We start from the raw sequence: 14,650 nt of genomic DNA on the forward strand, positions 1-14,650 counted from the left end.
CGCTTGCAGACCTGAGCGCCCGGACTGCGGATTTACGGAGGTATCTTTGACTACGATGCCAAAGCCGAACGCCTGAGGACGGTCAACGCGTCGCTCGAAGATCCCAACGTCTGGAACGACCCCAAGAAGGCCCAGGAACTGGGCCGCGAGAAAAAATCGCTCGACGACGTGGTCGTCACGCTCGACCGCCTCACCAGCGGCCTGTCGGACAACACCGAGCTCTACGAGATGTCGAAGGAAGACGGCGACATGGACGGCTTGCAGTCCATTGCCGATGACGCCGCCGCGCTCGAAGCCGACATCAAGCAGCTCGAATTCCGCCGGATGTTCAACAACCCGGCCGATCCGCTCAACGCCTTCGTCGACATCCAGGCCGGCGCAGGGGGCACCGAGGCCTGCGACTGGGCCAGCATGCTGCTGCGCCAGTACCTGAAGTACGCCGAGCGCAAGGGCTTCAAGACGCAGATCGAGGACGAAACCCCGGGCGACACCGCGGGCATCAAGGGCGCGACCATCAAGGTCGAGGGCGACTACGCCTTTGGCCTCTTGCGCACCGAAACCGGCGTGCACCGCCTCGTGCGCAAGTCGCCGTTCGACTCGTCGGGCGGGCGCCACACCAGCTTTGCCTCGATCTTTGTCTACCCGGAAATCGACGACTCCATCGAGATCGAGATCAACCCGGCCGACGTGCGTACCGACACCTTCCGCGCCAGCGGCGCGGGCGGCCAGCACATCAACAAGACCGACTCGGCCGTGCGCCTCACGCACATCCCGACCGGCATCGTGGTGCAGTGCCAGGACGGCCGCAGCCAGCACAGCAACCGCGACGTGGCGTGGAAGCGCCTGCGCTCGCGCCTGTACGACCACGAGATGCGCAAGCGCCAGGAAGAGCAGCAAAAGCTCGAGGACAGCAAGACCGACGTGGGCTGGGGCCACCAGATCCGTAGCTACGTGCTGGACAACAGCCGCATCAAGGACCTGCGCACCAACGTCGAAGTCTCGGCCACGCAGAAGGTGCTCGACGGCGACCTCGACGTGTTCATCGAAGCCTCGCTCAAGCAGGGCGTGTAAGCGATGAGCCTGAAGCACGGGAAGGTCGAAGCCTTCATCTTCGACATGGACGGCACCATGATCGACTCCATGCCGTGGCATGCGCGCTCGTGGGTGGAGTTTGTCGAACGCCACGGCCTCACGCTCGACGTGACCGACATCCTTGCGCGCACCACGGGCCGCACCGGCGCCGAGTGCATGCGCGAGCTGTTCGAGCGCGAGCTTTCCGACGACGAGTGCCTGCGCCTGGTGCACGAGAAGGAAGAGATCTACCGCGCCATGTTCAGCGACAACTTCACCGAAGTGGCCGGCTTCACCGCCTTTGCCAAGGCCGCCGTGGCGCGCGGCCTGAAGGTGGCCGTGGGCACCGCCGGCGACCGGCACAACATCGAGTTTGCGATGTCGCGCCTGAAGATGGACCCGCTGCCGCTGGCCATCGTCGGCGGCGACGAAGGCTTTGCCGGCAAGCCCACGCCCGAGATCTTTCTTGAAGCCGCGCGCCGCATCGGCGTGGCGCCCGAGCGCTGCATCGTTTTTGAAGATGCCCCCTTCGGCATCGAGGCCGCGCGCCGCGGCGGCATGCGTGCCGTGGCGGTGTGCAGCACCCATACCGCCGCCGAGCTTGCCGGCCCCCATGTGATTGCCGCGGTTCGCGACTACGACGAACTCGCCCATTCGAATTTTCTGGAGACACTCGATGCTGCTGCAGCGTGACGCCCAAGGGCAACCGATTGCCATTCGCCGCGAAGACTATGCCGCTCCGGCGTTCTGGATCGACACTGTCGACCTCACCTTCGACCTCGACCCCGCCAAGACCCGCGTGCTCAACCGCATGCAGCTGCGCCGCAACCCCGACGCGCCGGCCCAGCCGCTGCGCCTGGACGGCGACGAGCTGAACCTGGCGCGCGTGCTGGTCAACGGCCAGGGCGCATCCTTCCGCATGGAAGGCGACCAGCTCGTCATCGACGGCTTGCCCGATGCCTTCGAGCTCGAGATCTTCACCACCTGCTGCCCCATCAAGAACACCAAGCTGATGGGCCTGTTCGTGAGCGAAGACACCTTCTTCACGCAGTGCGAGGCCGAGGGCTTTCGCCGCATCACCTACTTTCTCGACCGTCCGGACGTGATGGCGATGTACACCGTCACGCTGCGCGCCGCCAAGGCTGCGTATCCGGTGCTGTTGTCGAACGGCAACCTCGTCGAGCAGGGCGAACTGCCCGAAGGCCGTCACTTTGCCAAGTGGGTCGACCCGTTCAAGAAGCCCTGCTACCTGTTCGCGCTGGTGGCCGGCAAGCTGGTGGCGCGCGAGCAGCGCATCACCGCGCGCAATGGCAAGGAACACCTGCTGCAGGTGTACGTGCGCGCCGGCGACCTCGACAAGACCGAGCATGCGATGAACTCGCTGGTCAACTCCGTGCTGTGGGACGAAGCGCGCTTCGGCCTGCCGCTGGACCTGGACCGCTTCATGATCGTGGCCACCAGCGACTTCAACATGGGCGCCATGGAGAACAAGGGCCTGAACATCTTCAACACGAAGTACGTTCTGGCCAACCAGGCCACCGCCACCGACGCCGACTACAGCAACATCGAAAGCGTGGTCGGCCACGAGTACTTCCACAACTGGAGCGGTGACCGCGTGACCTGCCGCGACTGGTTCCAGCTCTCGCTGAAGGAAGGCCTCACCGTCTTCCGCGACCAGGAATTCAGCCAGGATCTGTGCGCCGACGCCTCGGCCCGCGCCGTCAAGCGCATCGAGGACGTGCGCGTGTTGCGCACCGCCCAGTTCCCCGAAGACGCCGGCCCCATGGCCCACCCGGTGCGGCCCGACAGCTACATCGAGATCAGCAACTTCTACACCGTCACCATCTATGAAAAGGGTGCCGAGGTGGTGCGCATGATGCAGACGCTGGTCGGCCGCAAGGGCTTCGAGAAGGGCATCACGCTCTACTTCGAACGCCACGACGGCCAAGCCGTGACCTGCGACGATTTCGCCCAGGCCATTGCCGACGCCAACCCCGATTCCGAACTCGCCCGCCTGCTGCCGCAGTTCAAGCGCTGGTACAGCCAGGCCGGCACGCCGCGCCTTGCCGCCCACGGCGTGTACGACGCGCAGAACCGCAGCTACACCCTGAGCATCGTCCAGAGCTGCCCGCCCACGCCGGGCCAGCCCACCAAGGAGCCCTTCGTCATTCCGGTGAACATCGGCCTGCTCGACGCCAGCGGGCGCGAACTGCCGCTGCAGCTCGAAGGCGAAACCGAAGTGACGCGCGGCGCGCCGGGCACGCCCTGCACGCGCACCGTGGTGCTCTCGCGCGCCGGCGAGCAGATCACCTTCGTCGGCCTTGACGCCGAGCCCGTGCCTTCCATCCTGCGCGGCTTCAGCGCGCCGGTGATCCTCGACTTCGAGTACACCGACGCCCAGCTGCTCACCCTGCTGGCCAACGACCCCGACCCCTTCAACCGCTGGGAAGCCGGCCAGCGCCTGGGCCTGCGCGCCGCGCTGCAAGGCATTGCCGCGCTGGCGACCGACACCACCCCGGTGCTGAACGACGCCTACCTGGACGCCATGCGCAGCGTGCTGCGCAACCCCAAGCTCGACGCCGCCTTCAAGGAACTGGTGCTCACGCTGCCTTCGGAAACCTACATCTCCGAGCAGCTCGACGTGGTCGACCCGCAGCGCGTGCACCTGGTGCGCGAAGCCATGCGCGCGCAGCTGGCCACCACCCTCTTCCAGGATTGGCAACAGGTCTACGAAGAAAACCACGACACCRGCGCCTACACGCCCGACCCGACCTCGTCGGGCCGCCGCGCGCTGGCCGGCATGGCGCTCAGCTTCTTGTGCCTGGCGGCGCGCTCATCTGGCGACACCGTGTGGCCCGGCAAGACGCTGCAGCGTTTCAAGGACGCCGGCAACATGACCGACCGCTTCAACGCGCTCAACGCGCTGGTGGCGTCAGGCCACACCCTGGCCGCGCAGGCGCTCGCGCGCTTCCACGCCCTCTTCAAGGACGAGGCGCTGGTCATCGACAAGTGGTTCTCGCTGCAGGCCGGCGCGCCCGACCGCGGCGGCGACATCCTGCCGCTGGTCAAGCAGCTGATGAAGCACCCGGACTTCTCCATCAAGAACCCCAACCGCGCCCGCAGCGTGATCTTCAGCTACTGCAGCGCCAACCCCGGCGCGTTCCACCGCCCCGACGCGGCCGGCTACGTGTACTGGAGCGAGCGCGTCATCGAGCTGGACGCCATCAACCCCCAGGTGGCCGCCCGCCTCGCCCGCGCCCTCGACCGCTGGAGCAAGCTGGCCGAACCGTACCGCAGCGCCGCGCGCGAAGCGATTGCCCGCGTGGCCGCCAAGCCCGACCTGAGCAAGGACACGCATGAGGTGGTGACGCGTGCGCTGGCAGGCAACTGAACGACGCCCGAAGCGGCCCGCGCTCGCGGCACTGATGCTCTGCGCGGCGCTCGCCGGCTGCGCGGGCGGCAGCAGCTCGCGGCAGCCGTGGATCAAGTCTTCGCAGCTGGCCACCCTGCCCGGCTCGACCGTGCAGGTGGTAGCGCCCGATACCGGCATCGGCGTGGAAAACGATCCCGCAGCAGGCTCAAAGCGCATGCGAGCCGTGGGCGCCGGCTTGTCGGCGATTCCCGGCGTGGGAATCATTGGCGCCATGGCCCTCGGTGGCGCGGCCGGGGCCGCCAACCAGGGCTACCAGGCATCGCTCCAGGAAGACAGCGAGTCTCGGTCGGCCCTCTATCTGGCGGTCATGGGAAGCTATGAACTGGCGCCTCAACTCGGCGCGCGCCTTGAAAAGGCATTGCGCACCAGCCCTCACTATCGCGACGCCACCTACCGGCCCCCCACCCGCGATCAGTTCAGAGGCTACCCACTGAACGCCGGCAATGCCCAAACCGTGGTCGAAGGCTGGGCCAGTGTTTCCGACGACGAGGACGAGGCCGTCGTGCGCGCCAACGTGCTCATCGGCTCTGCCGACAAGCGAACGCTGTGGCACGAGTATTCGTACCGCTCGACCGTGTCGCTGTCGGACCTCGTCGGACCTTCGCTGAAACAGGAACTGCGCGGCAAGGACGCCAATACGCAGCGCAGCACACGGCGCGCGCTTTGGCTGGCAGACCAGGGCAAGCTGCTCAACGAAGGGCTCGCCAAGGCGACCACCGACGTTGCAACGCGCATCGCCTACGACCTTGGCGCCCCCTGGCCCGAGGACAACGCCGACTGACCCCGGCCAACCACGACATCGCAACCGAACCCCATCCAGGAAGCAGAACCCTATGGCTCAACAAAAGATCTCCCTCACCCGCTACCTCGTCGAACAGCAACGCGCCGACGGCCTCATTCCCGGCCAGCTGCGCCTTTTGCTCGAAGTGGTGGCCCGCGCCTGCAAGAGCATCAGCCAGGCCGTCAACAAGGGCGCACTGGGCGGCGTGCTCGGCACCGCCGAAAGCGAGAACGTGCAGGGCGAGATCCAGAAGAAGCTGGACATCATCGCCAACGAAGTGCTCATCGAGGCCAACGAATGGGGCGGCCACCTTGCTGCCATGGCCAGCGAGGAAATGGACAGCATCTACGTGGTGCCCAACCGCTACCCGCAGGGCGAATACCTGCTCATGTTCGACCCGCTCGACGGCAGTAGCAACATCGACGTGAACGTGAGCATCGGCACCATCTTCAGCGTGCTGAAAAAGCCCGACGACACCCCCGGCGTGCAGGAAGCCGACTTTCTGCAGCCCGGCACCCAGCAAGTGGCGGCCGGCTACTGCATCTACGGCCCGCAGACCACGCTGGTGCTCACCGTGGGCAACGGCGTGGCCATGTTCACGCTCGACCGCGAGCAAGGCAGCTTCGTGCTCACGCAGGAAGACATCCAGATTCCGGCCGATACCAAGGAGTTTGCGGTCAACATGAGCAACATGCGCCACTGGGACGAGCCCATGAAGCGCTACATCGACGAATGCCTGGCCGGCAAGGAAGGCCCGCGCGGCAAGGACTTCAACATGCGCTGGATTGCCAGCATGGTGGCCGACGTGCACCGCATCCTGATGCGCGGCGGCGTCTTCATGTACCCGTGGGACAAGCGCGAGCCCGAAAAGGCCGGCAAGCTGCGCCTGATGTACGAGGCCAACCCCATGAGCTGGCTGGTCGAGCAGGCCGGCGGCGCCGCCACCAACGGCAAGCAGCGCATCCTGGAGCTGCAGCCCACCAAACTGCACGAGCGCGTGAGCGTGATGTTGGGTTCGCGTAACGAAGTCGAGCGTTTGACCAAGTACCACGCCGAAAAGGCCTGACGGTGTTGCTATAATCCGAGGCTTCGCCGGTGTAGCTCAGTCGGTAGAGCAGCTCATTCGTAATGAGAAGGTCGGGTGTTCGATTCATCTCTCCGGCACCAAATAAAAAGCCCCGTTGCTATCAGGACGATAGCGACGGGGCTTTTGTCTTAGGCGATGTAAGAAGGATTTGAGGCATGACTCTGATGCTGTCGCATTCCACGCCGATTCCTACCCGCCATGCGCTTTGGCGCCCGCTGTGCTTGGCCACTGCCCTGTTGGCCATCGCGATCTTCCCAGCCGCGGCGCAACACCCGGTCTATCGCTGCGAGACGAACGGCAAGGTCAGCTACTCGGACGCCCCATGCGTCGGGGCCAAGGTGATCGACGCGACACCCACGCAAGGCATGGACAAGATGAGCGGGCAGTCCCGCAAAGGCCGCGAGGTGCAGCGCGAAGAGTTCAATACGACCTTCGACAACGCACTCCGTCCGCTCCATGGCCGCTCGCATGCCGACATGGACGTGATGCGTCGCCGCGTCAAGCTGCCCAGGGACGATCAGGCCCAGTGCGCCAATCTCGACAATCGTCTATCCCAACTGGAGTCGGACGCAGCGGGAGCATCGGGCGAAGCAAAGGCTCGTGCCGATGTCGACCTTTACAAGGCCCGCAAGCGATTCTTCGATCTGAAGTGCTGAAACGCGCTTTGCACGCACGGCATCCGGGCGGCAAGCACCGCCGTCCACTCCGCCGGAGTGACCGGGCCGCCGCGTTCCGCTCTTGATCATGTCCCACTCCACGTCGTAAGACCCGCTCGCGAAAGGCTGTCTGATCCAGGTCGCCAGGCTATATACGAGCGATGCCTTCGACATCATCGATTTCGGCAAAGTTGGTGATCTTCACGGCACCATCGGGAAAGCGAGCCACTACCTCCAATTCGCCGCCCATCGCCTTGATGTGGCTACGCAGGGTCGAGAGGTACATATCCGTGCGTCGCTCCAGCTTCGCAATCGACGGCTGCTGCACGTGCAAAACCTCGGCGAGCACCTTCTGAGACAGGCCGCGGGCTTGACGCAGTTCGTAGAGCGGCATTTCTGCCAGCATTTCCTGCGCCTTGGCGGTGGAGCGTGCCTGAGCATCAGGCGTCATCTTCGCCCGCAGGTCCGAAAATTTCTTAGCCATTGATCAGCCCTTCCTTTCGAAGTTGTTCAAGGTGTTCGTCATAAAGCCGATCTGCAATCGGCACGTTCGTTTCATACCAGCGGTCATCGCCAGTCTTGTCTCCGCCGATCAGCAATATCGCCTTGCGAAGAGGATCAAATGCATAAAGCGTTCGCAAAGGGTCACCGTTGCTTTGGGTTCGGAGCTCGCGCATGTGGCCGTGCTTCGATCCGTTGATGCCACTGCTGTGGGGGAAACGCAGCGACGGTCCTTTTTCTTCGAGCAGCGCCACTGACGCCGACACATCCTCCTGTTGCTCTTCTGTGAGCGTGGACCACCATTCTTCGAACTCGTCTGTGTATTCGACTTCCCATTTCATAGAAGAAATTATGCACTCGAAGGAATATTCCGTCAAGGGAATATATCCGCCATTCAGCATCGATCGATTTGCGCGAACAAGCGAAAATCCGTGACGTCGTAGTGCACCCACCCCACTCTCCGGAGCCCGCATGCCCCCTGCATCTCTCCCAGCTCCCCACCCCCACTACGACCGCCTGATCGCCACCGCCCGCGCCCTCCCACCGCTGCGCGTCGCAGTCGTCCACCCAGCCAACGCCGTCTCCCTCGAAGCCGCCTTGGCTTCAGCCGCACTCGGCCTCATCGCCCCCACGCTGGTCGGCCCCCGCGCAAAGATCGAGGCCGCCGCACGCGAAGCCGGCGCAGACCTCTCGCACATCCCCATCGTCGACGCCCCCCACAGCCACGCCGCAGCCGACACCGCCGTCGCCATGGCCCTGCGCGGCGAGGTCGATGCGTTGATGAAGGGCAGCCTGCACACCGACGAGCTGATGGGCGCGGTGGTGCGGCGCGAAGGCGGGCTGCGCACCTCGCGGCGCATCAGTCACTGCTTCGTGATGGACATTCCGGGCCACTCGCAGCCGCTGATCATTTCGGACGCCGCCATCAACATCGCGCCCACGCTCGATGAWAAGGTCGACATCGTGCAGAACGCGATCGACCTGGCGCATGCGCTGCTGATGCCGGCGGTGCGGGTGGCGATTCTCTCGGCCACGGAGACGGTCAATACCAAGGTGCCTTCCACGCTGGATGCCGCCGCGCTGTGCAAGATGGCCGACCGCGGCCAGATCACCGGGGCGCAGCTCGACGGACCGCTGGCCATGGACAACGCCATCGACCCTGAGGCGGCGCGCATCAAGGGCATCGTCTCGCCGGTGGCGGGCCGCGCCAACGTGCTGATCGTGCCCAGCCTGGACGCGGGCAACATGCTGGCCAAGAGCCTGAGCTTCCTGGGCGGGGCCTATGCGGCGGGCATCGTGGTGGGCACCCGGGCGCCGGTGATCCTGACGAGCCGGGCCGACTCGGAGCCGGCACGCCTGGCCTCCTGCGCGGTGGCTTCGATGCTGGCCAAGGCGGGGCGCGAGCGGCTCATCAAGGCGGTGGGCTGAGAAAACGCCCAGCCACCTACCTCGTTACCGCTGAAACAACCGAACTACGACTTGTATGCCAACGCGGCGCTGACTCGCCATAGGTAGTTTTCCGGCACGCAAGATTGCCGCGCACGCGAGCCAAGTGGCCGCGGAAAGCGCATCATCGCGCTGGACGGACCCCCGGTTCAGACTGTGCGAGGCAGCATGACAAGGTTCAAGAAGGTCTTCTGGATCGGCACTGGGCTCGCCGTGGTAGGCGCGCTTGCCGCTTTTGCGGTGGTCGACGAGCTGAAGACCTCCCGATGGCAATCGGCCCTGTGGCGCGACTTTGCCAGCGACGCCGGCTTCAGCGTCGACAACGGCGCCAGCGACGCCATCCGCTTTCCCCATAGCGGCCCTTACGACGCGCGGCTCGGCTACCACGATCTTCCCGACTTCATCGAACGCCTGCAGCCGCGGGGCTACGCCATCACGCGCCAGGCGCGCATGTCGCCGCGGCTGGTCGAACTGCAGGAGCGCGGGCTTTTCACGCCCTACCGCGAGAAGAACCAGGCCGGCCTGACGGTGCGCGACTGCCGCAACACGGCGCTGCTGCACACGCGCGTGCCCCAGCGCGCCTACGAGCGCTTTGAAGATGTGCCGCCGCTGCTGGTGAGCGCCCTGCTGTTCGTCGAGGACCGCCACCTGCTCGACGCGGAACCGGCGCAGCGCAATCCCGCGCTCGATCCGGAACGCTTTGCCAAGGCCGCGGTCGAGCAGGGGCTGCGGGTGTTCAGCCCGGGCGCGACCGCGACCGGCGGCAGCACGCTGGCCACGCAGATCGAAAAGTACCGCCATTCGCCGCAGGGGCGCACCGGGTCGGTCCGCGAGAAGCTGCGCCAGATGGCTTCGGCCTCGGTGCGCGCCTACCAGGACGGCGACGACACGCTCGCGCGCCGCCGCCAGATCGTCGTCGACTACCTCGACACGGTGCCGCTGGCCGCGCGCCCGGGCATCGGCGAAGTGCACGGCATGGGCGACGGCCTGTGGGCCTGGTATGGGCGCGACTTCCGCGAGGTCAACCGCCTGCTCGCCGACAACGCGGAAGGGGCGACCACGCCCACGCCCGAGGCGCTCCAGCGCCAGGCCGAGGCCTTCAAGCAGGCGCTGTCGCTGATGATCGCGCAGCGCCGCCCTTCGCAGCACTTGCTCGGCGACGGCACCGGCCTGTCGCGGCTGACCGACAGCTACCTGCGGCTGATGGGCGATGCGGGCCTGATCGCGCCCACGCTGCGCGATGCGGCGCTGCCGCTGCCGCTGAATCTGCGGCCCGAACTGCCGACCAGGCCGCGCACGGACTTCGTGCAGCGCAAGGCCACCATCGCGCTGCGCACCCACATCTCCACGCTGCTCGACGTGCCGCGCGCCTACGACCTGGAACGGCTCGACCTGGAGGCTGAGACCAGCCTGGACGGCGAAGCGCAGGCGCTGGCGGCGCAGGTGCTGACCGGCCTGCGCACGCCCGCCGCCGCCAAGGCCGCGGGCTTGTTCGGCGCCCACATGCTCGACCCGGGCGCGGACCCGGCCCCGCTGATCTACAGCTTCACGCTGTTCGAGCGCGGCGCCCAGGCCAACCTGCTGCGCGTGCAGGCCGACAACATCAACCAGCCATTCGACGTGAACCAGGGCGCGCGGCTGGACMTGGGCTCCACCGCCAAGCTGCGCACGCTGGTGAGCTACCTCGAGATCGTGGCCGAGCTGCATGCCCGCTGGTCGGACCTGGGCGCCGCCCAGCTCGCTGCGCTGGCGAACAACCCACGCGATCCGCTGGGCATGTGGGCGCGGCAGTACCTGTTGCGCGCCAAGGATCGCCGCCTCACGCCGATGCTCGAGGCGGCCATGGAGCGCAAGTATTCGGCGAACCCGGGCGAATCCTTCTTCACGGGCGGCGGCCTGCACCAGTTCGAGAATTTCGAGCGCTCGCGCAACAGCGAATCGATGACGGTGCGCGAAGGCTTCAAGCATTCGGTCAACCTGGTGTTCATCCGCCTGATGCGCGACGTGGTGCGCCACCGCATGTTCGGCGGCGCATCGGATGCCGAGAGCCTGCTGAAGGACCCTGCCGACCCGCGCCGGCGCGAGATGCTCGAGCGCTTTGCCGACCGCGAAGGCTCGGCCTACCTGATCCGCTTCTATCGCAAGTACCAGCGCCAATCGGCCGCGGGCGCCGAGGCACTGCTGCTGCGCAGCCTCAAGCCGTCGGCGCCGCGCCTGGCGAGCGCGCTGTTCACGATCGAGCCCGGGGCCAGCGAAGAACGGCTCGACGAGCTGCTCACGCAGCGGCTGGGCAAGGGCGCCGGCTCGCCGCGCGCACTGCGGGCGCTGCACACCACCTACTCGGGCCTGTCGCTCGCGGACCGCGGCTACGTCGCGCGCGTGCATCCGCTCGAACTCTGGCTGGTGGGATACCTGCGGCGCCATCCCGGCGCGACACTGACCGAGGTGCTCGACGCGAGCGCGAGCGAACGCCAGGAGGTCTACGCCTGGCTCTTCAAGACGCGGCACAAGAGCGCACAGGACAAGCGCTTGCGCGAGCTGGTCGAGCTCGATGCCTTCGCGGAAATCCATCGCTCGTGGCAGCGCCTGGGCTACCCCTTCGAGTCGCTGACGCCGTCCTACGCGAGCGCCATCGGCGCCTCGGGCGACCGGCCGGCCGCGCTGGCGGAGCTCATGGGCATCATCGCCAGCGACGGCGTGCGGCGGCCGGTGCAGCGCGTCGGCGCACTGCACTTTGCGCGCGACACGCCCTACGAGACGCGGCTCGAAGCGCAAGGCGCGGGCGCCGAGCGCGTGCTGCCCGCCGAAGTGGCCGCGACGGTGCACCGCGCGCTGGTGCAGGTGGTGCAAGACGGCACCGCGCGGCGCCTGAAGGACGCACTGGTGGACGCGAACGGCCGCACGATCGAGATCGGCGGCAAGACCGGCACCGGCGACCACCGCTACGGCCACAACGGCCGCGGCGCTGGCGCGGGCCCGGAGCGCAAGATCAGCCGCTCGGCCACCTTCGTGTTCACCATCGGCGACCGCTACTTCGGCACCATCATGGCCTACGTGAACGAGCCCTACGCCGCGCGCTACCGGTTCACGAGCGCGCTGCCGACGCAGCTGCTGAAGTCGCTCGGGCCGCAGCTGCTGCCGGTGCTGGAGCGCGGGGGGTGCGGAGGGGATTGACTCGCCCCCCGCAGCAGGTATTAAAAAAACCGATGCCTGCAACAAGTTACCGATAGCTAAGCTGGGGAATCGACGCCCCTCGACAGCGCACGGGCCACGCCCCGCGCGACGAGGCCCCTTCATCGATCGATCCATCCCCAGGTGCCACACACGATGACATCCCTCCTTTCCGATGAACGGCAGGCCGATGATTTGCCTGACGACGATAACGACAACAGCAACCCTCTTCTCCCCTCACCCGCCGGCCAGCTGACCCGCCGCGCCTTCCTTGCGGAAAGCGGGACGACCGGCATCGCCGGCATCCTGGCGTCCGCGCCCATGGCAGCGTCCGTCGCAACGGCCGCGCAGGCGAATGCCGATGCAGCGCCGCCCTCTTCGTCTTCCATGGCCCTGGCCCTGCGCGTCAACGGCAAGCCGCATGCGCTGCAAGTCGATCCGCGCACGACCCTGCTCGACCTGCTGCGCGAGCAGATGGCGCTGCCGGGTACGAAGAAAGGCTGCGACCACGGCCAATGCGGCGCGTGCACGGTGCTCGTCAATGGCCGGCGCATCAACTCCTGCCTGGCGCTCGCGCTCTCGCACGACGGGGCGGAAGTCACCACCATCGAGGGGCTGGCGCGCGGCAGCGAGCTGCATCCGATGCAGGCCGCCTTCATCAAGCACGACGGCTTCCAGTGCGGCTATTGCACCTCGGGGCAGATCTGCTCGGCCGTGGGCATGCTGCGCGAGGCGGAGCAAGGCGCGCCGAGCCATGTCACGGCCGATGTGCGGCGCACCGGGCCGGTGGCGCAGCTGAGCGACGCCGAGATCCGCGAGCGCATGTCGGGCAACATCTGCCGCTGCGGCGCCTACCCGGGCATCGTGGCCGCGGTGCGCGAAGTGAGCCTGATGCCGCGTGCGGGCAACAGCCGGAGGAGCCGCGCATGAAGCCCTTTGCATTCACCCGCGCCATCGACGTGGACACGGCCGTCCGGGCGGCCACGCAGCCGGGCGCCCGCTTCCTGGCCGGCGGCACCAACATCGTCGACCTGATGAAGGAAGGCGTGGAAGCGCCCGACCAGCTGGTGGACATCAACCGCCTGCCGCTCGCGGCCATCGAGGCGCAGCCCGGTGGCAGTCTTCGGCTCGGCGCGCTGGCGCGCAACAGCGACACGGCCAACCACCCCGTGCTGCGCACGCGCTATCCGCTGGTGGCGCAGGCCATTCTTGCGGGCGCCTCGGGCCAGCTGCGCAATGCGGCCACCAACGGCGGCAACCTGCGCCAGCGCACGCGCTGCCCCTACTTCTACGACGTGACGCAGCCCTGCAACAAGCGCGAGCCGGGCACGGGCTGCAGCGCGCTGCAGGGCTTCAACCGCAACCACGCGGTGCTGGGCACCAGTGCGAAGTGCATCGCGAGCTATCCGGGCGACATGGCGCAGGCGCTGCATGCGCTCGATGCGGTGGTGCAGCTGCAGGGGCCCTCAGGCCGCCGGACGATTCCGATTGCGCAGTTTCACCGCCTGCCGGGCGAGACGCCCGAGCTCGATGCCAACCTGGCGCCGGGCGAGCTGATCACCGCCATCGACCTGCCGGCCGAAAGCGCCCGCTTCGCGCAGCGCTCGCATTACCTGAAGGTGCGCGACCGTGCCAGCTATGCCTTTGCGCTGGTGTCGGTGGCGGCCGCGCTCGACATGGAGGGCAGCCGCATCCGGCAGGCGCGCATCTGCCTGGGCGGCGTGGCGCACATGCCCTGGCGCGCGCGCGAGGCCGAGGCGCTGCTGCAAGGCGCCGAGCCCAGCATGGCGCTGTTCCGCCAAGCCGCGGATGCCGCGCTGGCCGGTGCCACGGGCTTCGAGCACAACCGTTTCAAGATCGAACTGGCCAGGCGAAGCATCGTGCGCGCGCTGGAAACCACGAGCAGGAGCACGGCATGAACAGGCAAGCGACTCCCCTCATCGGGCAGCCGGTCGACCGCGTGGACGGCCGCCTCAAGGTGACCGGCCAGGCGCGCTATGCGGCCGAGTTCTCGTACCCGGGGCTGGTGTACGGCGTTGCGCTGGGCAGCACCGTGGCGGCCGGGCGCGTGCGCGACATCGACACCGCGGCCGCGGAGCAATTGCCCGGTGTGCTGCTGGTGCTCACGCACAAGAACGTGCCCAAAATGGCGCCGCCCGCGCCCGAAACGCCGCAGAACCGCTTCACGCGCGCCACGCCGCTGCTGCAGGACACAGCCATTCACCACCACGGCCAGCTCATCGGCTTTGTGGTGGCCGAAACGCTCGAGCAGGCGCGCCATGCGGCCACGCTGGTGAAGGTGAGCTACGACGCGGCCCAGCCCCGCATCGGCTTCGACGCCAACGTCAAGAACGCCTACGCGCCGGCGGCCATCAACGCCGGCTACAAGACCGACACGCGGCGCGGCGATCTCGACCAGGGCCTGCGCGCCGCAGCGGGCACGGTCGATGCGGTCTACAACACGCCCATCGAGCACCACCACCCGATGGAGATGCACGCCACCG

The 14,650-nt window shown here is 67.2% G+C and carries 12 protein-coding genes, 1 tRNA gene and 1 pseudogene; 12 read left to right on the forward strand and 2 right to left on the reverse strand.

Annotation, left to right across the window (positions count from 1 at the left end):
• The 7 genes from prfB to AC1DOC_RS02475 all read left to right on the forward strand — a co-directional run.
• A protein-coding gene (gene prfB, locus AC1DOC_RS02445) for a peptide chain release factor 2 (protein ID WP_478129357.1) occupies nucleotides 1-1,071 on the forward strand; the annotation gives its coding sequence in 2 pieces (ribosomal slippage) (nucleotides 1-47 and nucleotides 49-1,071; 1,070 coding nt annotated over the 2 pieces). This gene is flagged as partial in the annotation.
• A 3-nt stretch (nucleotides 1,072-1,074) separates the two neighbouring features.
• Complete coding sequence (locus AC1DOC_RS02450; protein WP_478079386.1) at nucleotides 1,075-1,764, forward strand: HAD family hydrolase; 690 nt, start codon at nucleotides 1,075-1,077, stop codon at nucleotides 1,762-1,764.
• On the forward strand, nucleotides 1,748-4,462 hold the full coding sequence (pepN, locus tag AC1DOC_RS02455; RefSeq protein WP_478129358.1) for an aminopeptidase N: 2,715 nt from the start codon (nucleotides 1,748-1,750) through the stop codon (nucleotides 4,460-4,462). Before AC1DOC_RS02450 ends, pepN begins: the two co-directional genes overlap by 17 nt.
• On the forward strand, nucleotides 4,443-5,285 hold the full coding sequence (locus tag AC1DOC_RS02460; RefSeq protein WP_478079388.1) for a hypothetical protein: 843 nt from the start codon (nucleotides 4,443-4,445) through the stop codon (nucleotides 5,283-5,285). The genes pepN and AC1DOC_RS02460 overlap by 20 nt, the downstream gene beginning before the upstream one ends.
• Nucleotides 5,286-5,337: 52 nt before the next feature.
• Nucleotides 5,338-6,351, forward strand: a complete 1,014-nt coding sequence (locus AC1DOC_RS02465) for a class 1 fructose-bisphosphatase (protein ID WP_015866572.1) — start codon at nucleotides 5,338-5,340, stop codon at nucleotides 6,349-6,351.
• A 25-nt stretch (nucleotides 6,352-6,376) separates the two neighbouring features.
• Nucleotides 6,377-6,452 (forward strand) — tRNA-Thr (locus AC1DOC_RS02470).
• A 75-nt stretch (nucleotides 6,453-6,527) separates the two neighbouring features.
• Entirely contained in the window at nucleotides 6,528-7,028 is a 501-nt protein-coding gene (locus tag AC1DOC_RS02475; RefSeq protein ID WP_027730098.1) for a DUF4124 domain-containing protein, read from the forward strand.
• 148 nt (nucleotides 7,029-7,176) lie between these two features.
• On the opposite strand, the gene AC1DOC_RS02480 is transcribed toward AC1DOC_RS02475, so the two are convergent.
• Together AC1DOC_RS02480 and AC1DOC_RS02485 are read right to left on the reverse strand one after the other, a co-directional pair.
• Nucleotides 7,177-7,512, reverse strand: a complete 336-nt coding sequence (locus AC1DOC_RS02480) for an XRE family transcriptional regulator (RefSeq protein ID WP_478079389.1) — start codon at nucleotides 7,510-7,512, stop codon at nucleotides 7,177-7,179.
• Complete coding sequence (locus AC1DOC_RS02485) at nucleotides 7,505-7,870, reverse strand: type II toxin-antitoxin system RelE/ParE family toxin (RefSeq protein ID WP_478079390.1); 366 nt, start codon at nucleotides 7,868-7,870, stop codon at nucleotides 7,505-7,507. The genes AC1DOC_RS02480 and AC1DOC_RS02485 overlap by 8 nt, the downstream gene beginning before the upstream one ends.
• Before the next feature lie 130 nt (nucleotides 7,871-8,000).
• Between AC1DOC_RS02485 and AC1DOC_RS02490 the strand changes: the two genes are divergently transcribed.
• The 5 genes and pseudogenes from AC1DOC_RS02490 to AC1DOC_RS02510 all read left to right on the forward strand — a co-directional run.
• Nucleotides 8,001-8,957 carry a phosphate acetyltransferase gene (locus AC1DOC_RS02490; protein WP_478129359.1) on the forward strand — a complete coding sequence of 319 codons (957 nt, stop codon included), beginning with the start codon at nucleotides 8,001-8,003 and terminating at the stop codon, nucleotides 8,955-8,957.
• A gap of 186 nt (nucleotides 8,958-9,143) precedes the next feature.
• Nucleotides 9,144-12,149 (forward strand): transglycosylase domain-containing protein, encoded by a 3,006-nt coding sequence (locus AC1DOC_RS02495; RefSeq protein WP_478129360.1) that lies wholly within the window; start codon nucleotides 9,144-9,146, stop codon nucleotides 12,147-12,149.
• A gap of 153 nt (nucleotides 12,150-12,302) precedes the next feature.
• Nucleotides 12,303-13,076 (forward strand): 2Fe-2S iron-sulfur cluster-binding protein, encoded by a 774-nt coding sequence (locus tag AC1DOC_RS02500; RefSeq protein WP_478079393.1) that lies wholly within the window; start codon nucleotides 12,303-12,305, stop codon nucleotides 13,074-13,076.
• Entirely contained in the window at nucleotides 13,073-14,065 is a 993-nt protein-coding gene (locus AC1DOC_RS02505) for an FAD binding domain-containing protein (RefSeq protein WP_478079394.1), read from the forward strand. The genes AC1DOC_RS02500 and AC1DOC_RS02505 overlap by 4 nt, the downstream gene beginning before the upstream one ends.
• Nucleotides 14,062-14,650, forward strand: a pseudogene (locus AC1DOC_RS02510) (xanthine dehydrogenase family protein molybdopterin-binding subunit); the annotation flags it as partial. The gene AC1DOC_RS02505 and the pseudogene AC1DOC_RS02510, both read left to right, overlap by 4 nt.

The sequence above is a fragment of the Variovorax sp. 01T439_2 genome, from assembly GCF_056398445.1.